General features: G+C 68.5%; 19 protein-coding genes. 5 read left to right on the top strand and 14 right to left on the bottom strand.

Features of this window, described 5'->3' with window-relative positions; translation table 11 throughout:
• Window positions 1-14: 14 nt before the first annotated feature.
• From QE397_RS02940 to QE397_RS02900, 9 genes are read right to left on the bottom strand one after another with little or no spacing between them, the layout of a single operon-like run.
• A complete protein-coding gene (locus tag QE397_RS02940; RefSeq protein ID WP_056442086.1) occupies window positions 15-1,202 on the bottom strand; it encodes a CaiB/BaiF CoA-transferase family protein in 1,188 nt (395 codons plus the stop codon).
• A complete protein-coding gene (locus tag QE397_RS02935) occupies window positions 1,199-2,665 on the bottom strand; it encodes a dihydroorotase family protein (RefSeq protein WP_307091578.1) in 1,467 nt (488 codons plus the stop codon). The genes QE397_RS02940 and QE397_RS02935 overlap by 4 nt, the downstream gene beginning before the upstream one ends.
• A gap of 12 nt (window positions 2,666-2,677) precedes the next feature.
• Window positions 2,678-4,045, bottom strand: a complete 1,368-nt coding sequence (locus tag QE397_RS02930) for an FAD-binding protein (protein WP_307091576.1) — start codon at window positions 4,043-4,045, stop codon at window positions 2,678-2,680.
• Window positions 4,042-4,674, bottom strand: a complete 633-nt coding sequence (locus QE397_RS02925) for a hydantoin racemase (RefSeq protein ID WP_307091574.1) — start codon at window positions 4,672-4,674, stop codon at window positions 4,042-4,044. Before QE397_RS02925 ends, QE397_RS02930 begins: the two co-directional genes overlap by 4 nt.
• A 28-nt stretch (window positions 4,675-4,702) precedes the next feature.
• Window positions 4,703-5,407 carry an ABC transporter ATP-binding protein gene (locus tag QE397_RS02920; RefSeq protein WP_222645601.1) on the bottom strand — a complete coding sequence of 235 codons (705 nt, stop codon included), beginning with the start codon at window positions 5,405-5,407 and terminating at the stop codon, window positions 4,703-4,705.
• Window positions 5,404-6,123, bottom strand: coding sequence for an ABC transporter ATP-binding protein (locus QE397_RS02915; RefSeq protein ID WP_197027740.1), 720 nt, complete (start codon window positions 6,121-6,123; stop codon window positions 5,404-5,406). The genes QE397_RS02920 and QE397_RS02915 overlap by 4 nt, the downstream gene beginning before the upstream one ends.
• Window positions 6,120-7,163 (bottom strand): branched-chain amino acid ABC transporter permease, encoded by a 1,044-nt coding sequence (locus tag QE397_RS02910; protein WP_056442070.1) that lies wholly within the window; start codon window positions 7,161-7,163, stop codon window positions 6,120-6,122. Before QE397_RS02910 ends, QE397_RS02915 begins: the two co-directional genes overlap by 4 nt.
• On the bottom strand, window positions 7,160-8,143 hold the full coding sequence (locus QE397_RS02905) for a branched-chain amino acid ABC transporter permease (RefSeq protein ID WP_027504755.1): 984 nt from the start codon (window positions 8,141-8,143) through the stop codon (window positions 7,160-7,162). The genes QE397_RS02910 and QE397_RS02905 overlap by 4 nt, the downstream gene beginning before the upstream one ends.
• The gene (locus QE397_RS02900; RefSeq protein ID WP_027504754.1) at window positions 8,140-9,360 is read right to left on the bottom strand and encodes an ABC transporter substrate-binding protein; all 1,221 of its coding nucleotides are present in this window, start codon (window positions 9,358-9,360) and stop codon (window positions 8,140-8,142) included. The genes QE397_RS02905 and QE397_RS02900 overlap by 4 nt, the downstream gene beginning before the upstream one ends.
• Window positions 9,361-9,604: 244 nt before the next feature.
• On the opposite strand from QE397_RS02900, the gene QE397_RS02895 reads away from it, so the two are divergent.
• Entirely contained in the window at window positions 9,605-10,405 is an 801-nt protein-coding gene (locus tag QE397_RS02895; protein WP_222645593.1) for an IclR family transcriptional regulator, read from the top strand.
• 8 nt (window positions 10,406-10,413) lie between these two features.
• A complete protein-coding gene (locus QE397_RS02890) occupies window positions 10,414-11,226 on the top strand; it encodes a CoA ester lyase (protein ID WP_307091567.1) in 813 nt (270 codons plus the stop codon).
• Here QE397_RS02890 and QE397_RS02885 read toward each other — a convergent pair.
• Complete coding sequence (locus QE397_RS02885; protein ID WP_307091565.1) at window positions 11,223-12,638, bottom strand: MmgE/PrpD family protein; 1,416 nt, start codon at window positions 12,636-12,638, stop codon at window positions 11,223-11,225. The two genes, QE397_RS02890 and QE397_RS02885, sit on opposite strands and share 4 nt — an antisense overlap.
• Entirely contained in the window at window positions 12,635-13,447 is an 813-nt protein-coding gene (locus QE397_RS02880; RefSeq protein WP_307091562.1) for a cyclase family protein, read from the bottom strand. Before QE397_RS02880 ends, QE397_RS02885 begins: the two co-directional genes overlap by 4 nt.
• A 168-nt stretch (window positions 13,448-13,615) precedes the next feature.
• Here QE397_RS02880 and QE397_RS02875 point away from each other — a divergent pair, with 168 nt between their 5' ends.
• Together QE397_RS02875 and QE397_RS02870 are read left to right on the top strand one after the other, a co-directional pair.
• A complete protein-coding gene (locus tag QE397_RS02875) occupies window positions 13,616-14,968 on the top strand; it encodes an MmgE/PrpD family protein (RefSeq protein WP_307091560.1) in 1,353 nt (450 codons plus the stop codon).
• A 98-nt stretch (window positions 14,969-15,066) separates the two neighbouring features.
• Window positions 15,067-15,648 (top strand): excalibur calcium-binding domain-containing protein, encoded by a 582-nt coding sequence (locus QE397_RS02870; protein WP_307091558.1) that lies wholly within the window; start codon window positions 15,067-15,069, stop codon window positions 15,646-15,648.
• Window positions 15,649-15,650: 2 nt separating this feature from the next.
• Here the strand turns inward: QE397_RS02870 and QE397_RS02865 are convergent, their stop codons facing one another.
• The 3 genes from QE397_RS02865 to QE397_RS02855 form a co-directional block, all read right to left on the bottom strand.
• A complete protein-coding gene (locus QE397_RS02865) occupies window positions 15,651-16,766 on the bottom strand; it encodes a cellulase family glycosylhydrolase (protein ID WP_307091556.1) in 1,116 nt (371 codons plus the stop codon).
• A gap of 108 nt (window positions 16,767-16,874) precedes the next feature.
• Window positions 16,875-18,365, bottom strand: coding sequence for a fatty acyl-CoA synthetase (locus tag QE397_RS02860; RefSeq protein ID WP_307091554.1), 1,491 nt, complete (start codon window positions 18,363-18,365; stop codon window positions 16,875-16,877).
• Between the two features lie 10 nt (window positions 18,366-18,375).
• Window positions 18,376-18,837 carry a hypothetical protein gene (locus QE397_RS02855; RefSeq protein WP_056442050.1) on the bottom strand — a complete coding sequence of 154 codons (462 nt, stop codon included), beginning with the start codon at window positions 18,835-18,837 and terminating at the stop codon, window positions 18,376-18,378.
• 94 nt (window positions 18,838-18,931) lie between these two features.
• Here QE397_RS02855 and QE397_RS02850 point away from each other — a divergent pair, with 94 nt between their 5' ends.
• Window positions 18,932-19,420: a hypothetical protein gene (locus tag QE397_RS02850; RefSeq protein WP_222632946.1), complete on the top strand. Its 489-nt coding sequence runs from the start codon at window positions 18,932-18,934 to the stop codon at window positions 19,418-19,420.
• Window positions 19,421-19,454: the final 34 nt, after the last annotated feature.

The raw sequence follows: 19,454 nt of genomic DNA, 5'->3' as shown, positions 1-19,454 counted from the left end.
GCCCACTCGAGCGGTCAGACGATGCCGGTCTCGTGCAGGGTTCGCACCTCGTCGTCGCTGAGACCGAGCTCGGCGAGCACGGTGTCGGTGTCCGCGCCGTGCGGACGTCCGGTGTGGCGGATGCTGCCAGGGCTCTCCCCCATGCGCCACATGACGTTCTGCATGCGCACCGGCCCGAGAGCGTCGTCCTCGACCGTGGTCACCATCTCGATGGCGTTGACCTGCGGATCGTCGAGCAGCTCGCTCGGCTTGTAGACGGGGGCGACCGCCGCGCCGGCCTCCTCGAAGGCCGCGATCACCTCGTCGCGCGTGCGCTCGGCGATCCACCCACCGACGTATCCGTCGAGCAGGTCGGCGTGGGCCGCGCGCTGACGACCCGTCGCGAACCACGGCTCGTCGAGAACCTCGGGGTGACCGACGAGGCGGAGAACGCGTTCGGCGATGGAGTTGGCACTGGTGGAGATGGCCAGCCAGTGCTCGTCCTTGGTCCGATAGAGATTGCGGGGCGCGTTGTTGCTCGACCGGTTACCGGTGCGCTCCTGGTCGATGCCCAACTGGTCGGCGTAGATGATGCCGGGCCCGACCGCCGTCATGATGGGGCTCAGCAGATCGAGATCGATCTGCTGGCCTCTACCCGTCTTCGTCCGGTGCAGCAGGGCCATCGAGACCGCCGACGATCCCGCGATACCGGCCAGCGAATCCGCCAGACCGAAGGCGGGAAGCGTCGGCGGTCCGTCGGCCGAGCCGGTGAGGTGGGCGAACCCGCTCATCGACTCGACCAGAGTGCCGAACGCCGGCCTCGTCGAGTAGGGACCGGTCTGGCCGAAACCGGTGACACGCAACAGAATCAGACCCGGATTGATCTCGGACAGCACGTCGTAGCCGAGGCCCCACTTCTCGAGGGTGCCCGGCCGGAAGTTCTCCACCACCACGTCGGCGTCCGCGACGAGCTTGCGGAAGACGTCGGCCCCCTCGGGCTTGCCGAGGTTCAGCGTCATGCCGCGCTTGTTGCGGCTGACCATCGTCCACCACAGCGGATGGCCGTCCTTGTCCAGACCGTGCCCACGCATCCCGTCCGGCTTGGTGGGGTGCTCGATCTTGACGACGTCGGCACCGAAGTCGCCGAGGATCTGGGCGACCAGCGGACCGGCGAGGATCGTCGACGCGTCGAGAACGCGGATCCCTTCCAGGGGCCCGGTCACTTGTAGGGCCTGTGCAGGTAGCGGCCGGTCGGCTCCCCCGCGACAGCGCCGTTGTCGAGTACGCGGTGGCCACGCACGAACGTGTCGGTGACCTTCGCGCCGAGTTCGAAGCCCTCGAAGGGGGTGTACTCCTGCGTGGACTCCGAATCCTCGGGACGCACCGTCCACGTGTGATCGGGATCGACCAGTGCCAGGTCGGCGTCCATACCGACGGCGATCTCGCCCTTGCCCGGAAGTCCGTAGCGACGAGCGGGATTGAGCGACGTCAGCTCCGCGATGCGGCGCCAGGTGAGTCCGCGCTTGCGGCCCTCGCTGACCAGTCCCGGCAGCAGGTACTCGGCGCCGCCGAATCCCGACTTGGCCGCGAAGATGTCGCCGCGGTCCTCGGCGAATTTCTTCTCGTCCTTGCAGCACGCGTGATCGCTGACCACCCAGTCGATGTCGCCGCCGAGCAGGTGCTCCCACAGGGCCTCGACGTCGTCGCGCGGGCGCAGCGGCGGGTTGACCTTGCCGCCCAGTCCGTAGGCGGTGTCGATGTCGGCGAGCAGGTGACCGATGGTCACCTCGCGACGGAAGTTGACGTGCGGGAACGCCTTCGCCATCCGCATCGCGGCGGTGAGAGCCTTGCGGGAGGAGAGGTGCAGCAGGTTGATGTTGGGCAGCTGCGTCTCGTCGGCGAGGAACGACGCGATGGTGACCGCGAGCCCCTCGGAGTGCGGCGGACGCGAAGCGCTGTACGCCGCTAGGCCGGTGAGCGTTCCCTCCTCCTCGACGAGCTTGGTGTAGGCGCTCATGATCTCGGCGGTCTCGCAGTGCAGCGAGAGCGAGATGTGATCGGCCTTGTCACCGAGCTGCTCCCGTGCGGCCTGGATGCCGCGCATGACGAACTCGAAGTGCGCGAGGTCGTAGCGCTCGCCCTCCGGCGTCATGAGGAATTCGCTCTGGTCGGTCGAGCGCCCGTGCAGCCCGTGGCTGCCGTAGAACATGAAGATCTTGAACGACGTCACACCGTGATCGGTGATGAGCGAGGGGATCTCGGCGATGTGCTCCTTCGACATCGGCGCGAGGTGGTACGCGTAGTCGACGAACGGCTTGCCCTCAGTGGCCTCGAGCACCGTCGGGAACACGTCGGCGTACGAACCACCGGTGTTCATGTAGTACTGACCGGTGCGCATGTAGGACAGCGAGGTGGTGACACCGCCCTGCACGCAGGCCCTGGACTCGGTGTAGGCGTCCTCGCCCAGCGGGTTGTAGATGCCCCAGTGTTGGTGCGCATCCACCACTCCGGGGAACGCGACCTTGCCGGCGGCGTCGACGACGGTGTCGGCGCTGGACGGATCGATCCCCGCCTCGATGCGGGTGAACGTCCCGTCCTCGATCAGCAGGTCGAGGAATTCGCCGTCCTCGGGATGATCGGCGCCCGGACGTACGACTCGGGCATTGGTGATCAGAAGCTTCGTCATGACAATCCTTCTCTAGTGATGAGTACCGGCCACGACATCTGCGGCCAGATAAGCGAGTCCGAGTGCGGGCAGCAATCCGTTGCCGGCGAGGTACCCCGCGGCGCCGTGGCCCGAGATGCCCATCGCAGCGCCGCCGGAGGCGAACAGTCCCTCGATCGCGGTGCCGTCGGGTCGCAGGACCCGAGCGTTCCCGTCGACGACGAGGCCGCCCTGGGTGTGGAACAGCGCGGGGACGATGCGGACCGCGGCGTACGGCCCGGTGAGCTCGTGCTCGAACGAGGTGCGCCCGTGCGGGTCCGACTCCTCACCCCGCGCGTACCTCTCGACGGCCGCGAGTTCGTCGACGACGACATCGGCGGGGAGCCCCAGCGCGTCGGCCAGCTCGGCCGGCGTGTCCGCCCACACGACGGCGCCCGAATCGACCGTCTGACGAAAGTCGGTGAACGACAGACACTTGTCGTGGATGTCGCGGTCGATGACGATGACGCCCTCGGACTCCGGGCGGGCCGCGAGATGGGCGGCGTACTCGGAGTAGCCCGTCGTCTCGTCACCGAAGCGTCGTCCCGTGAGGTCGAGGACGACGCCCCCGTGCATGACGGTGGCCCACCCGACCAGGGTCGACGCCTTCTTCGACAGCGCCGCATGCCCCTGGTACGCATCGAGATACGCGGTCGCGGCGCCGAGACGGTCACCGATGGTGAGCGCGTCTCCGCGGGAATGCTCGCTGCCGTGGTAGCGAGCCTGCGCGATCTCGGGCACGTGGGTGGCGACCCGCTCGTGGTCGCCGCCGTACCCGTTGGTGGCCAACAGCACCGCGTCGGTGGGGATCGTCTCGGTCGACCCGTCCGGGAGCGTGATCACCGCAGCGGTGACGCGACCGTCGTCGACGCGGACGTCGGTCAGCCGGGCCGGTGCCAGAACGTCGATGCGCGGCTCCGCCGTCACCGCGCGCACCAGGTGCTCGAGCAACACGCTTCCGTGCCGACCCTCGACGGTGTGGCAGCGCAGTGCCGAGTGACCGGGGTAGGCGAAATCGGTGACCAGCGACAACGGCACGTCGAGGTGATCCGCCATCCATTCGACGAGTGGCGCGCTCACGCGGGCGAGGGCTCCGGCGAGCTCTGCGTCGGCCGTGCCCTTCGTCTTGCGGAGCACGTCCTCGACGAACGTCTCCGGGGAGTCCTCGATGCCCGCCTCACGCTGCCAGCGGGACCCCGCACCGGGGATCATGGCCGTCGACATCGCGGTGTTGTTGCCGCGCTTGAAGTGGTCGCTGGCCTCGACGACCAGCACGTCGAGTCCGTGCTCGGCGGCACGCAGCGCGGCGATCAGTCCGCCGCCGGCGCCGGCGACGATCAGATCGGGTCCGTCCGCGCTCACGATGCCGGCTCCAGCTCGTCGCGCAGTGCGAGCAGGCGCAGGGCGGTGGCCGTGGGATCCACGACCAGCGGTGAGGTTCGCGGCCCGGTGAGATCGACCGCCGAGCACGCGTTGATGGCCACCGAACACGTCAGCGCACGAGCGTGGACGGTGACCGCGTCGGCCCAGGCCCGCGAATCCGCGATGTCGTCGAACGACAGGTCCATGACGACGGTCGGCTCGGCGGCGATGCCGTAACCCGCCACGCGGCGGTCGAGTTCGGCAGCGATGGCGGCATTGCGGGCGAGAGCGCCGAGGCGGTGGCCCTGCGAGGCGTAGAACGACGCGGTGAGTCGCGTCAGTCCGTACAGGGGACGCTCGAAGGAGTCCGCCTCCTCCGCACACGGATCGAGCACACAGTCGGGCAGGTACCCGTCGAACTCGTCCGGATCGGACGCGCGGAAGGCGGCGGCCAGCGCCACTTCGGACGCTCGGACGTCGGCCTCGGTGTCCAGCGCGCGCGGAGCATCGGGACCGATGTTGCGCAGGACGACGGACACGCCCACCGGGCTCAGTGCGTCGTACCGCTCCTGACGTCGCCGGAACTCGGCGAAGTCGACATGGATGGGGGTGTATGCGAGCAATCGCACGGGGAAACTCCTGACGAGAGGTGCGGCATCAGATGCCGAGGTACGCAGCCTTGACGCGATCGTCGTGGGCGAGCTCGGCTCCCGTACCGGTGAGCACGATGGATCCGCTCTCGATGACGTAGGCGCGGTCGGAGATCGCGAGTGCCTGTGCGGCGTTCTGCTCGACGATCAGCACGGTCACCCCGGTCTCGCGGATCCGCACGATGGCCTCGAGGACCTCGGCGGCGAGCTTCGGCGCCAGGCCGACGGACGGTTCGTCGAGCGTGAGCACACGCGGCTTCGACATCATGGCGCGGCCGATGGCCAGCATCTGCTGCTGACCGCCGGACATGGTGTCCGCGCGCTGGGTCCGCCGCTCGGCGAGAATGGGGAACAGATCGAAGACGCGGTCGAGCGACTCCTTCGTGGACCCGCGCTTCTGGGTGTACGCGCCCATCTCCAGGTTCTCGGAGACCGGCAGCGAACCGAAGAGTGCGCGGTCCTGGGCGACGTGCACCAGTCCCGACCGGACGATGCGATCGGCGCGGTTGCCACTGATGTCGTCGCCGTCCAACATGATGCGGCCCTTGCTGGGCGTGACCAGACCCGACAGGGCGCGCAGCGTCGTGGTCTTGCCGGCGCCGTTGGCTCCGATGAGAGAGACGATCTCGTCCTTCTCCAGATGCATCGTGACACCGTGCAGGATCTCCAGTCGCCGGTAGCCGGCGTGCAGATCGTCGATCTCGAGCATCATGCGGTCTCCTCACCCAGATAGGCCTCGACGACGCGGTGGTCCTCGATGACGGTGCGCGGATCCCCCGCTGTGAGGACCGCGCCCTCGTGCATGACGACCAGACGCTCGGACAACGCCATGACCGCGGCCATGATGTGTTCGACGAACAGGACGGTCTGCCCGCCGCTGTGCAAAGAGCGCAGCAGCTCGATCATCGGCGCACGTTCCGCCGGAACGAGTCCCGCGAGCACCTCGTCGAGCAGGACGACCCGCGGTTCCATGGCAAGAGCGCGGGCCAGCTCCAGGCGCTTGAGTCCGGCCGTCGACATCGTCGACACCGTCCCGCCCACCTGGTCGGAGAGCTGCACCCGGTCGAGCACCTCGAGAGCGTGCCGACGCGCGTCCTTCCGCGACTTACGCTTGGACAGTGCGGCGATGGTGACGTTCTCGAGAACGGACATCGACTCGAACGGCCGCATCAACTGGAACGTACGCACCAACCCAGCGCGCGCGATGCGGTCCGCGGGCCACCCCGTGATGTCGGTGCCGTCGAAGATCACGCGACCCGACGTCGGCGGCTGCTCGCCGGCCAACAGCGAGAACAGAGTGGTCTTGCCGGCGCCGTTGGGGCCGATGATGCCGAGAAACTGCTCGTCCGGGACGTCGATGCTGACGTCGCGCACCGCGTGGATGCCCGAGAACGACTTGCTGAGATTCTCGATACTGAGGACGCTCACTTGCGCCACCTCTCGCGAATCGTGCCGAAGATCCCCTTGGGCAGGAAGATCACGATCAGGATGAGAATCACCGAGTAGACCGCCACGTCGAGTCCGATGGATCCCTGCAGGAACTCGAGGAACGCGGGCGGGTTGCGCAGCAGCTCGTTGATGAGCTCCGACAGCGGCCCGATGACCGCGGCGCCGAGCACCGGTCCCCAGATGGTCCCGATGCCGCCGATGACGGCCGGGACGATGGCCTCGACGGACACCGCGGATCCGAATGCCTGCTCGGGGCCCACGAAGAAGTAGTACTGCACGTAGTACACGCCGGCCACGGCCGTGAGGGCGCAGCTCGCCGCGACCGCGATGAGCCGGTACTTCATCGTGTCGATGCCGAGAGAGGCTGCCGCGGTGGCGTCGTCACGGATCGCCTGCACGTACTGCCCCGGGCGGGACCGGACGTAGAAGATGGTGCCCAGCACCGCGAGCGCCAGGATCACCAACGGGATCCACAGGTAGTTGGCACTGCCCTTCTCGAACTGCAGCATCCACCACGAATCGCGCGGCAGGATCGGCACGTTGAAGCCCTCGGTCTTGTTGAAGACCTCGAGATTCTGCACGAGCAGCAGGAACATCTGCGCGAAGGCGAACGTCGCCAGGGCGAAGTACGACCCGGCCAGCCGGTAGCGCAAGCACAGGTAGGCGATGGTGGTGCCCACCGCGGCGGACACCACGGCGCCGACGAGCATGGAGATCCACGGCGAGATGCCGTGCTCCACCAGCAGATACGCACCGGTGTACGCGCCGATGCCGAAGAACGCCGCGTGACCGAAGCTGAACATGCCGCCGAAGCCGCTCATGAGGTTCCAGCCGACCGCCATGATCGCGAAGATCAGCGTCCGGACCGCGACCGTCTGCGCCTGCTCGCCGAGCACGAGCGGGAACGCGGCGACGACCACGAATCCGATGACGAGCGTGAGCAACTGGCGTCGCAGCCAGGAGTCCTTCAGCCGCGTGTCGGACGCGGAGTCCGTCGAGACATCCGTCGTGGTGGTCATCGGCGTCCTCCGTACAGACCTTCGGGCTTGAGAAAGAGCACCATGACGAACACGGCGAAGACGAGGATCAGCGATCCGGTGCCGGGGAGGTACAGGGCGCCGACCGTCTGGACCAGACCGATGACGATGCCGCCGACCATGGCTCCGACGACACTGCCGAGACCGCCCAGCACCACGATGACGAAGGCGAGAATCGTGAACTGCTCGCCCACCGACGGGGTGAGAGACGTGAACGGTGTCATCAGACCGCCGGCGACGGCCACGCAGGCCGCGCCGATACCGAACGTCAGCGCGTAGACGCGGCCGATGTCGACTCCGACGAGCTTGGCGCCCTCCGAGTTCGACGCCACCGCGCGGATCGACAACCCGAGGCGCGTGCGTTCGAGCACCGACTTCAGCGCGATGGCCACGACCGCGGCACCGACGAACGCGAGCACCCGAGGCCAGGCCGCGACGGTGCCGAGTATCGAGATCGATCCGTCCACGGGCGCCTCGACCGACTTGGGCCGACCACCGAAGACCATGAGGAGCACGTTGATGATGAGCAACGACAACCCGAGTGTCACCAGTAGCGGACCCTCGTGGCTCCCGCCGATGGTGAGCTTGGTGAGCAGGGTGGCCTGCACGATCATGCCGAACACGAACATGACGGGAACCGCGAGAAGCGTTGCCACGTAGACGGGCAACCCTGCCGTCGACAGCGCGTACACGATGTACATCGCCAGGGTGAGCATCGCGCCCTGGGCGAAGTTCACGATGCCGAGCACACCGAAGATGAGTGTCAGGCCGACCGAGATCAGCGCGTAGACCCCGCCGAGCAGCAGACCGGACACGATGGCCTGGCCGACCAGACCCTGGTCCTTGCCGCCGACGAAGAAGATGACGGCGAGGATCACCACGAGCGCTCCCCCGACGGCGACGCCGGGATTCACGGCGCGCCGGGTCTTCTCCGTGGCCGCGCTCTCGGCGACGACCGTCACCGGCCCGCTCCCGCGGGGAACTCGATGGCCTCGGTGGCGAACTCGTCCGGGAAGACCTGGGTGACCTGGCCGTCGCGCACCTGCATCACGATGACGGTCGCGTTGGAGTTCTGACCGGTCTCGTCGAACTGGATGGGACCGGAGAAGGCGAGCAGCGGATCGTCGATGGTGACGCCGGAGATGGCCTCGCGCAACGCTTCCGGATCCGCGTCGGCGCCGTCCTCGAGTCCCGCCGCGATGACCTCGACGGCCTGGTAGGACAGCATCGCCGCCGTCTCCATCGGACGGCCGTACTTCTCCTCGAAGCGCGAGCGGATGTCGTTGACCCGGTCGCTGGTGGCGTCGAAGTGGTAGTTGGCGGACAGCACGCCCTCACCGGCGGTGCCGGCGGCAGCCGGGAAGGAACTGTCGTCGAAGGCGCCGTTGGCGATGCCGTAGACACCCTTGACGTTCACGTTCAACTGCTCGACGGCCTTCGCGATCAGCAGACCGTCCGGGTAATAGCCCGTCGCGACGATGACGTCGGGGTTGGAGACCGCGGCCTCGCGCACCTGCGTCGTGGCGTCGGAGAAGTTGGTGGCCGGGTACGTGATCTCCTGCACCGAGGAGATGCCCTGGTTCGCGGCCTCCTTCTCGAAGGCGTCGAACACGCTGTCACCGAACGAGCCCTCGATGTGCAGGTACGACACGCGATCGATCGGCTGGCCGGTCTGCTCCTCGATGGCCGCGAGCGCCTTGGCGCCGTCGGTACCCATGCTGGAGGCGTTCGGCTGGATACGGAACGCGTACTGGTAACCCTGGTCGAGGATCTTGTCGTCGACCGCGACGTCGATGACCAGCGGCACTCGCGAGCGCTCGGCGACCGATGCGACGTTCTGCGTCACGTCACTCTGATAGGTGCCCACCAGGGCGACTGCGCCGTCGTCGATCAGACGCTGCGCCTCACTCTGGCCGACCTCCGCCTTGCCCTGGCTGTCACCGGTGACGAGTTCCAGTGGACGCCCCTCGAGCGAGGAGATACCGCCGGCACCGTTGATGTCCTCGACGGCCAGTGCGGCACCGTCGTTCATCAGTCCACCGACACCGGCCAGCGCACCGGTGGTGGGGTGCACGGATCCGATCTTGATGGGACCCGAACCGTCCGATCCGGACGAGGATCCACACGCAGCCGTGCCCAGAAGGGCCACTGCGGCGAGCACGCCTACGACTTTTCTCATGATTGGATCTGCCTTCCGCGCCGATCGAGGCGCCGAGTCTCGGGAAACCGTGTGACCGAAGGACACGGCCTGTGTTCCGCTCAGCGCACCACTTAGTGGGTGGCTATTCCCTGCAGTACTGAGTATTACACGCATCACTGGGTCAGAACAGGCTCTTTGATGACTTTCTTGTTACGGGTATGGTTCGCTCAGCGGAACGCGCCGAAGCCGCGCACGTACTCAGCGAATGTGGAAGGTTGGCCCCATGGCCGCAACTACCAGCTCGACCGGCACCGACTCCGCGTCGACGGGAACCGAATCGGCGGATCGGGTGGCCGACGTCCTGCTGTCCTTCGCGCAGTCCGACCGGGCACTGGGAGTCACGGAGCTCGCGCGCCGCCTGGACCTGAGCAAGGCTGTGGTGCACCGGATCCTGCAGTCCCTGGCATCGCGCTCGATCGTGCAGCCGGTGGCGGGCGAGTCCACCTACTCCCTCGGCCCGGCGGCCATCGGACTCGGTACGAAGGCATGGAGCCAGCTCGACGTCCGTTCCATCGCCGCTCCCATCCTGCGCCGACTACGTGCGCAGACCCTCGAGACGGCGACGTTGTCCGTCCTGGTGGGGCATCGGCGGGTCTACCTGGACCAGTACGAGAGCCCGCAGGAGGTGAAGATGGTGGTGGAGATCGGCCCGCAGTACCCGCTGCACTCCGGCGCCTCGAGCCGCGCCATCCTCGCGTTCCTTCCGCCGCACTACGCGCACGAGGCCTTCGAGGAGCTGCGGGGCAGCACTCCGGACGCCGACGAGACGACGTTCCTGGCCCGGCTCCAGGAGATCAGGGACACCGGCTACGGGACCTCCATCAACGAGCGCAACACCGGCGCCGCCTCCATCGCCGCCCCGTTCTTCGACGCGGCCGGCCACGTGCTCGGCTCGGTCAGCTCCTCCGGACCGGCCTTCCGCTACTCCTCCACCGCCGACGACGATCACGTGGCGCACGCCGGTCAGGTGCTGGCCGCCGCGCGCGCGATCACGCAGAGCCTCGAAGCGCGGGCCGCCCGATGACCCGCCGCATGCCGCGCTCGTTCCTCTACGTGCCGGCCGTGAAGCCCGCCTTGTTCGACAAGGCCGTCTCGGGACCGGCCGACGCCGTCATCCTCGACCTCGAGGACGCGGTCCCACTCGAGCAGAAGAACACGGCGAGAACCGATGTCGCGCAGTGGCTGGACCGACCGCGCGACGGTGGAGCGCAGGTGTGGGTTCGCGTGACACCCGAGTTCCTCGCCGAGGACCTCGCCGCGGCGGCCCGACCCGGCGTCACCGGGATCATCGTGGCCAAGTGCGGGGCGGCCTCCCTCGCGGAGGCGGACGAGCGACTCGGAGACGCGGACATCGCGATGGTGGGTCTGGTGGAGACCGCGGCCACCCTGCGCGGCCTGACCGACCTGGCGAGCAGTTCCCGACTGGTGACCGTCGGCATCGGCGAGGTGGACCTGCTGGCCGATCTGCGGATCACCCGCGCGGCGGACACCGACCACGTGGTCGACGCCATCCGCGCGGACATCGTGATCGGCTGCGCAGCAGCGGGTCTGGAGGCACCGATCGCACCGACCTCCACCGAGTTCCGCGACCTCGACGCATTCGTCACCACCACCGCGCACTTCGTGCACATGGGCTTCCGCTCCCGCACCGCGGTGCATCCCGGTCAGGTGCCCGTGATCAACGATGCCCTGACACCGGCGGCGGACGACGTGCGCCGGGCCGAACGCCTCGTCGACCTGTTCGACCGGGCGGCCGGCGGGCCCACGGTCGACGACGACGGACGCTTCGTCGACGAGGCCGTGGTCCGCGGCGCCCGGGAGATCCTGGCCCGCGTCCGACTCTAATTCCCCAGAGTACGAATCGAATCGAACAGCACGCCCGGGTCCTCGAGGTCGGCGAGGCCGGTGCACTGCGCTGCGAAGGCGTCGGCTGCCTGCACGCTCAGCAGGCCGTCGACGTTGGCCGCGAACTTCGCTCGAACGTCCTCGAACGACAACGGCCGCTCCGGTCCACCGCGCGTGGTCAACACCTCTTCGACGACGGTGGTGCCGTCGCTGAGATACGCCGTGAGAACGGCCGGGAACTGGTGCGGGAAGATGGCGTCGCACTGCGCGTCCGGGACGACGTCGACGCGCGCCATGATGTCGCGACGCTCCGTCGACGTGGCCTTCTCGTCGGTGTAGTCGTCCAGTACCGCACCGAGTCCACCGCCACCGAGCATGCCCACCGCCACCGCGTAGGGCCCGCTGAACTGAGCCATGTACCCGGTCTGCGGGGTGCGCTTGACCTCGATGGGTTCACCGATGGTCCGAAGGTTCGCGGCCGGGACACCGAGGACGTACTTCTCGACGTCCGCCGGCGCGATGCCCCGATTCCGCAACGCCGCCGCCGCATCGAGAGCCGCGTGCGTGAAGTGGTTGGCCGGGTAGGGCTTCACGAAGAGACCCGGCGCGGCCCAGGTGCTGCCCAGGCCGTCGGTGATCTCGGCAGCGCGCCCGCTCTGGTGCAGCCACGCCTGAAAGAATCCGAACCTGCCCTCGAGCACCGTCGGCGGTCCGGTGATGCCATGCCGAGCGAGACCCGCCGCGGACACGCCGGAGTGCGCCGCCCACCCGCAGTGCATGCGCTTGACCGTGCCACCGGTGCGGTTCGCCTCGATGATGCCGGCCGCCATCGACGCCGCGATACCGAGCGTGTCGACGATGCCGTCAGCCGAGGCGCCGCCGATCACCGCGGCAGCGGCCGCACCGCCCATGGCTCCACAGATGGACGTGGCGTGCTGCCCGTTCTCGAAGAACACCGAGTTCTTCGTCTCCGGATCGAAACCCGCCATGCCGAGGCGGACACACACCTCGAGGCCGATCGCAATGCCGCGCACAAGGTCCCGGCCGGAGGCACCGTGCTGCTGCGCCGCGGCGAGTGCGGCCGGTACCACCGACGCGCTGGGGTGCAGTACCGAGGGCAGGTGGGTGTCGTCGAAGTCGAGGGAGTGCGCGAGCACCCCGTTGACGAAGGCCGCGAGGGTAGGCGGCAGGTTCTCCTCCACGCCGACGGCCGAGGCGACGGCCCGGCCGCCCTGCTCCCGCGCCCACGCGGTGGCCATCGCACTGGTGTCGAGTTCCGTGGCCGCGATCGCGATCCCGAGCGTGTCGAGGACGCGGAGCCCGATGCTGTCGACCACGTCGACAGGCAGATCGTCGAACGAGTGCTCCACCGCGAACTCCGCCAGCGTGCGGGCGAGTGTGGACTCGGTCATGCCGACACCACCGCGAGGGGGCGCACCGGCGATCCCGTGGCGCCGAAGATGTTGAGCGGCACCAGGACGAAGGTGAACTCGTACGTCCGGGTGCGTGCGAGCTCCTCGAGATCGAGGGCCTCGATGATGTAGATGCCGCTCTCCACCAGCAGGACTCGGTGAGCGGGAAGCAGCGCGTGGCCACCGCCCGGCGCGAGGCGTTCGAAGGCGATGGTGTCGGCGCCCGCAGCGTGCACCTCTCGGGACGCGAGCCACTGCGCGCCGGGCTCGCCGACGCCGGGAACCCCGGACAAACCACCGACATAGGGCTGACCCTCGTCGAACAACTGCGCCCACCCACTGCGGATCAGCACGACGTCGCCGGCCGACACCTCGACACCCTGAGCGGCGCAGGCGGACTCGAGGTCGTCGACCGTGATCTCGTCGCCGCCCTCGAGTCGCTCGGTCCCGCGCACGGCCGGAATGTCGAGCAGGATGCCGCGGCGGATCATCGGCGCGATCGTGTGCACGCCGAGCTCGACGTACTTGCCGCCGACACCGGCCTCGGCCGCGTCGACACCGCCGTGCATCTTCCCCTCGTGGGAGACGTGGGCGAGCGCGTCGATGTGGGTTCCGACATGCGTTCCGGTGGTGATCATGTCGTTCGCGGCGCTGCCGCCGTCCGACCGGGTCATGTCACCGTGCCGACGCGGAAGCGTGTGCCAGAACTGCGGGTGATTCGGCGACTGCGGCATACCGACCCGCAGCTGACGTCCGAGATCGACCGTGCGTACACCGGCCGTGACGGCCTCGAGAAGTCTGTCCGACATGGCTCGATTCTCTCCTCTGGACTGGGTTCACGGTGCGCACTGTTCCGCTGAGCGGATCGACACCGGAGACACCGGGGTGCCTGACTGTTGTCGATGCCGACCCTAGCAGCCCTGATCACGTCCGGCAGATGTATTGACCAGCACGAGTGTCAGTCCTAGCGTTGTCGCATGACCGACTCGGCGACGTTCCTTTCAGCGGAACAGGTGCGACTACGCATCGACGATCTGGCGCGTTTCTGCGTGGACCTCCCCGCGACCGGTACCGCGTACGAGAGTCGGATCCGCACCGTGCTGCTCGACCTTCTGGGCGTCACCCTGGCGGGAGCGCGGACACCGGAACTGACCGCGCTTCTCACGCGGTGGCGAGCCGAACCGGGCACGACGGCCACCGTCGGCCGCGGCGCCCACACCGGCGTGGAGACGGCGGCCTACCTGGACGCGATCGCCTCGTGCTGCCTCGAACTGGACGAGGGCAACAAGTACGCGGCGGGTCACCCTGCCGCCCATGTGCTCCCGGCCGCCGTCGCAGCGGCCCGCCTCAGCGCGCAGCCGGTGCCGGGCGACCGGTTCGTCGCCGCCGTGGTGGCCGGTTACGAGGTGGCCACCCGCTTCGGCGCCGCACTGACCCGCGACCCGAAGTGGCACACCCACGGACACTGGGGAGCGACCGGCGCCGCCGCCGCCGCTGCCGTCGTGTGGGATCTCGACGCCGAGCGCACGGCGGCCGCGATCGACGCCTCGACCGCGCTCGTGCACGTCGCACCGTGGGCCGTGGTGCTCGCGGGCAACTTCGCCCGGAACCTGTGGATCGGCGGCGCCGTCCGTGCGGGACTCGACGCCGCGCGGTTGTCCTCGGCAGGACTGGTGCACAACAGCGGCGCGGCGGCGACGACCCTGGGTGACATCGTCGGCACTCTCGATGCCGACAGGCTCGCACCCGCGCCGGACGGCACGTTCGCCCTCGATCAGGGGTACGCGAAGCGCCATGCCAGCTGCTCGTACACCCACGCCGCCGTCGACATCGTGCAGGCTCTGCGCACGAACCTGGATACCGCCGACATCGCGAGCGTGCGCGTCCGCACCCACGCGCTGGCGGAACCCCTGTTCCGTCGGCACCCCTCGACGCGGCTCGGTGCGATGTTCTCGCTGCCGTTCGTCGTGTCCGCCGCGGTGGTGGCCGGAAGCATCGACGTGGAGACCCTGACGCCCGGCAGCGCGACCTTCCGTGCGGCGGAGGAGTTCAGCGCACGGGTGGACGTCGAGTCGTCGCCCTCGCTCACGGCGCTGCTGCCCGACCGACGCGCCGCGGAGGTCGACATCGTTCTCGTCTCCGGCGAGACCGTGTCGGCCGGTTCACCGGATCCGGTGGGCGACGTCGACCATTTCCCGTTGGACCACGCACAGATACTGGAGAAGATCGAACGGCTCGTCGGCGCGGAGGACGCCGGGCGGATCGATCGCGTGGTCACCGATGTCCTGCATTCTTCGGACGTGGTCCGAACTCTGACCGCACTGCCCTGAGCAGCGCGTTCCGGCGGAAACCGACCACCCTGTAACGTGACGCGCGCCCCGCGCGACGTGTGGTGTGACCCGTTGCTGCCATTCACCTGAGGACCTGCATGACCGCGTATCCGCCGCCGTTCCAGCCGCCCCACATCGAGGCCCGCAAGAAGGGCAACAAGGGCAAGATCACGGCCGCTGTCGCCGCCTTCGTGGGCCTGTCCGTCGTCGGACTGGGGCTGATGCAGGAACCCGAACCCGTCGCCGCGAGCGCGCAGACCACCCTCACCACCACGTCGGCCGCACCGACCACCACTCCCCGCGCGACGACCACCACCCCGCGGCCGACCACCACGACGTCGACGACCACTGCCGTCACGACCACTCCCGAGACCGTCACCGTGTACGCACCGCCGCCCACCACGACGGTGCCATACGTCGAGACCCCGTACGTCGAGGTGCCGGACGTCGACGTGCCGGACGTAGACCGCGCCTACGTCCCGGCGCCCGTGCCGTTCGTCGCGCCGGTACCCGCACCGGCTCCGTACGTCGCGCCGGCCGTCGTTCCCGAGTCGTCCGGATCGACGTACTACACGAACTGCACCGCGGCTCGGAACGCCGGTGCGGCGCCCGTAAGGGTGGGCGACCCCGGCTACGGCTCGCACCTGGACCGCGACGGAGACGGCGTCGGGTGTGAGTGAGCTCAGCGCACGCTCTTGAGAACGGTCACCGCCGGCTTGGCCACCCCGTTCGAGCGGTAGACCCCGAAGTAGTTCTCCTTGTCGGGGTTCACCGCGGTCATCGCGGCGCGGTCTGTGGTCTCGTAGAAGAAGATCGGCCCGGCCCACGAATAGGACAGGCGGTTGTCGACGGCCTGTCGGTAGGCCGTCGCCTGTACCTGCTCGCTGACGCTCGGGTCGCCCGCGGTGGCGGCGCCGGCCTCGGTCATGACGATGAGCTTCCCGGCGTCGCCGTTCTCGGTCATGATCGTGCGCGCGCTCTTCTGGTAGATCGTGCCGTCGGGATTGGTGAAGTCGACGCTCATCTGCGACCACGCGTTCCAGTCGGCAGTGTCGTTCGGCAACGCGGGCGCGGTGTACGGGTGCCAGCCGACGGCGTCGACGTACGGTCCGGCGCCGAGGTCGTACATCTGATCGAGGTAGGTGATCGGTGAGACGGCGTGCCCTTCCGGGCTCTGACCCGTGGTGCCGTAGGGGGACAGTCCGGCGGCCACGATGCTGATGGTGCTGGTGGTGGCGGCCTTCATCTTCGGGTAGGCCGCCTTCAGCAGATCGACGTAACCCTGCACGTTCGGCTTACCCGTCACCGGATCGGCCCAGAACATCCACAGGTTCGGCTCGTTCCACACCTCGAACGACCGAACCCCCTGCGGCGCATACCTGCTCACGACCTTGGCGGCGAACGTCGCGTAGTCGTCCGGGTTCGTGGGCGGTGTGCTGCCGTCGCTGGTGGTCCGAGCCCACGGCGGTGTCTTCTGGATGAGCAGCAGGACGTTGAGGGACTTCGCTTTGGCCGCCGCCACAGCACCGTCCGGACCCGACCAGTTGTAGGCGGTCGGCCCACCGTCCTGGACGTACCACCAGTCGATCTCGATGCGGACCCACTTGGCGCCCGTACCCGCGACCCGGGTCGCCTGTGCCTGCTGGGCGCTCCAGCTGCTCCGGAAGTCGATGCCGTTGAGCCCGATGCCCTGGCGTCCGACATACGGACTCGCCGCCGACGCGGTCGGCACCGACAGGGTGGCGATCACCGTCGCCACCACCAACAGAATCTGCGCAACGCGTCTACCGACCTGCATGACCGACTCCCCGACCGATTCGGCTACCGCGACACGCGGAAGCTCTCGGTGTCAGAAGTACCACCAGTCACACCAGTCACACAGGTAACACGCCGAACGCCGGTTCGATCACCTCAGCGCGCGCTTGAGCAGCTTGCCGCTCTGGTTACGCGGCAATTCGTCCATGAACCGCACCTGCTTGGGGATCTTGAACGGTGCGATGCGACCCGAGACGTGGGCGATGATCTCCTCGGCGGTCACCGCACGACCGTCCTTCACCGTCACCACCGCCGTGATCGCCTCGATCCACTTCTCGTCCGGAACGCCGATCACCGCGACCTCGGCCACCGCCGGATGGGTGTAGATCGCGTCCTCGACCTCCCGCGACGCCACCAGGATGCCGCCGGTGTTGATGACGTCCTTGATGCGGTCCACCACCGTCACGAATCCCTCCGCGTCCCGGGTCACCAGATCACCGGAGTGGAACCATCCGTCGCGGAAGGCCTCGGCCGTGGCGTCCGGGTTCTCCCAGTACCCGTCGCACAACTGCGGTGAGCGGTAGAGGATCTCGCCGGGTTCACCGTCCGCCACGTCCTCACCGTCGGCGTTCACCACCCGCGTCTCGACGAAGAAGACGGCGCGCCCGCACGAGGCGGGCCGTGCATCGTGCTCCTCCGGCTGCAACACCGTCGCCAACGGACCGATCTCCGACTGTCCGAAACAGTTGAAGAACCGAAGGTCCGGATACCGCGCCCGCAGCCGCTCCAGCACCGTGACCGGCATGATCGATGCCCCGTACTGCGCCTTGGTCAGGGACGACAGATCGCGGGTCTCGAGATCCGGGTGTCCCGCCAGAGGGACCCAGACCGTCGGCGCCAGGAACAGCGAACCGATGCGGTCGGCCTCGACGCGGCGCAGGATCTCCGCGACGTCCGGCTTCGCCATCAGGCGCACCGTCGCGCCGACCGACAGGTACGGCAGGGCGAACACGTGCATGCCGGCCGAGTGGTACAGCGGCATCGCGACGAGCGGGGCGTCGTCGGCGGTGAACGCCAGTGCCAGGACGGACGAGACGTACTCGCTCACCAGCGCACCGTGAGACATCATCGCGCCCTTGGGCTTCGACGTCGTTCCCGAGGTGTACAGCAACTGGGCGAGATCGGTGGTCAGCACCGTGGGCAGCGCGACCGACACGTCGGGAAGGTCGAGAAGCTCCTGCAGAGAGAGCACGACGTCGAGATCGAGACCCGTCCGCACGGCGTCGACCGCCGGCGCCAGAGCGTCGTCGACCAGCAGCGCGCGAGCACCGGACTGGCCGACCAGGTAGGTCAATTCGTCCTCGACGAGGGCGTAGTTGATCGGCACGTGCACCAGCCCGGCACGGCAGCAGGCGAGGAACCCGACGATGTAGGAGTCGGAGTTGGTGCCGTAGGCCGCGACCCGCTCTCCCGGTGCGAGCCCCGTCGACACCAGGTACCGAGCGACGCGGGACACCGCCGCGTCCAGTTCCGCATAGGTGTGCGTTCGACCGTCGAACTCCAGGGCTGCCCGGTCCGGGTACCGACGCGCCGACCTCGTCAGGACTGCGTCGACCGTGCTCACGCGAACATCAGCTGTCATACCTCGGACACTAGAGAAGGCCGGGCGCCTCCGGTGCCCGTTCGAGACGAGCGCGAAGGAGCGACCACTCCGAGGCGGTGACCACGGACGGATTCGACTGCTGGGGCGACCGGAGCATCTCGAGTCGGTCCAGCCCGGCCGTCCCGGCGCACTCCGCGGCCGTCACGGGCTCGCCGAGCGTGGTGATCTCGGTGGGAACGTGAAGGCGCGGATCGTCGGGATCGTGCATGTCGACAGCGGGGCCGAGCACGGTCCCCACGCCCCAGAATCCCCGCGCGGGGTGCACGCCGGATCGGTTGCTCACCCACAGCAGGATGGGCTGACCGGCCGCCATGAGGCGCGAACGGTAATTGGGCGCCACGCACCAGTCACCGCCCGCGTGCCCGTCGGCGAGCAACGAGGCGACGTCGGTCCTGCGGGGATTCACCGTGATGACCCACGCCCCGAGAGTCCGGGCCGTCACCTTCTCCATGCGCGCGTCCTCCCTGATTTCTGTGAGACTCCAGTAACATTCTGCTCGGAAATGGGTATAAGTCAGCGACTGACCCACCAACCGAGGACACGTGATGCCAGCACATCGGCGACCGACTCGCACCGGACGACGGATCGCGGTGATCGGCGCCGCAGTGACCGTGCTCGCCGGCGCAGCCACCACCACCATGGTGCTGTCCGACAGTGCCCCCGCCACGGCCAGTGCCTCGGACGCCCCCGCACCCGCCGCGCCGGTCACCGCAGTCGACTCGCCCGTCGCCCTCGACACTCCGGCGGTGCAGATCGCTCCCCTCGCCCAGCAGGCCGCCGAGGAACCGTTCGACGCCTTCGCCGAGATCATGCAGATGGCCGGCTACCCGACCGACCCGGACACCGCCGCCTTCATGGACACCTCGGTCACCTCGATCTGCCGGGACCTCGCCGTCGGACGCACCGGAGTCGACATCCTCGCCGACACCGCCGACCGGACGCGGGTGCGCGGATGGTCGGACGAGCAGTCGGACGGACTCGTCTACATCGGCGTCGCCTCCACGTGCTCCGCGTACTCGCACCTGCTCCCCTGACGCTGGAGATCCACCGACCGGCCTCCGGCCTTCC

This window comes from Rhodococcus sp. SORGH_AS_0301, assembly GCF_030818285.1.
Classification (GTDB): domain Bacteria; phylum Actinomycetota; class Actinomycetes; order Mycobacteriales; family Mycobacteriaceae; genus Rhodococcoides.
Note: the sequence above shows the minus strand (reverse complement) of the source record. Positions and strands in the feature narration are given on the sequence as shown.

Bases quoted from the DNA above. Each gene is read 5' to 3' on its own strand.
- QE397_RS02935 (WP_307091578.1), bottom strand. From the start codon at position 2,665: ATGACGAAGCTTCTGATCACCAATGCCCGAGTCGTACGTCCGGGCGCC.
- QE397_RS02880 (WP_307091562.1), bottom strand. From the start codon at position 13,447: ATGTCGGACAGACTTCTCGAGGCCGTCACGGCCGGTGTACGCACGGTC.
- QE397_RS02910 (WP_056442070.1), bottom strand. From the start codon at position 7,163: ATGACCACCACGACGGATGTCTCGACGGACTCCGCGTCCGACACGCGG.
- QE397_RS02855 (WP_056442050.1), bottom strand. From the start codon at position 18,837: ATGGAGAAGGTGACGGCCCGGACTCTCGGGGCGTGGGTCATCACGGTG.
- QE397_RS02870 (WP_307091558.1), top strand. From the start codon at position 15,067: ATGACCGCGTATCCGCCGCCGTTCCAGCCGCCCCACATCGAGGCCCGC.
- QE397_RS02900 (WP_027504754.1), bottom strand. From the start codon at position 9,360: ATGAGAAAAGTCGTAGGCGTGCTCGCCGCAGTGGCCCTTCTGGGCACG.
- QE397_RS02895 (WP_222645593.1), top strand. From the start codon at position 9,605: ATGGCCGCAACTACCAGCTCGACCGGCACCGACTCCGCGTCGACGGGA.
- QE397_RS02860 (WP_307091554.1), bottom strand. From the start codon at position 18,365: ATGACAGCTGATGTTCGCGTGAGCACGGTCGACGCAGTCCTGACGAGG.
- QE397_RS02920 (WP_222645601.1), bottom strand. From the start codon at position 5,407: ATGATGCTCGAGATCGACGATCTGCACGCCGGCTACCGGCGACTGGAG.
- QE397_RS02885 (WP_307091565.1), bottom strand. From the start codon at position 12,638: ATGACCGAGTCCACACTCGCCCGCACGCTGGCGGAGTTCGCGGTGGAG.
- QE397_RS02875 (WP_307091560.1), top strand. From the start codon at position 13,616: ATGACCGACTCGGCGACGTTCCTTTCAGCGGAACAGGTGCGACTACGC.
- QE397_RS02890 (WP_307091567.1), top strand. From the start codon at position 10,414: ATGCCGCGCTCGTTCCTCTACGTGCCGGCCGTGAAGCCCGCCTTGTTC.
- QE397_RS02850 (WP_222632946.1), top strand. From the start codon at position 18,932: ATGCCAGCACATCGGCGACCGACTCGCACCGGACGACGGATCGCGGTG.
- QE397_RS02865 (WP_307091556.1), bottom strand. From the start codon at position 16,766: ATGCAGGTCGGTAGACGCGTTGCGCAGATTCTGTTGGTGGTGGCGACG.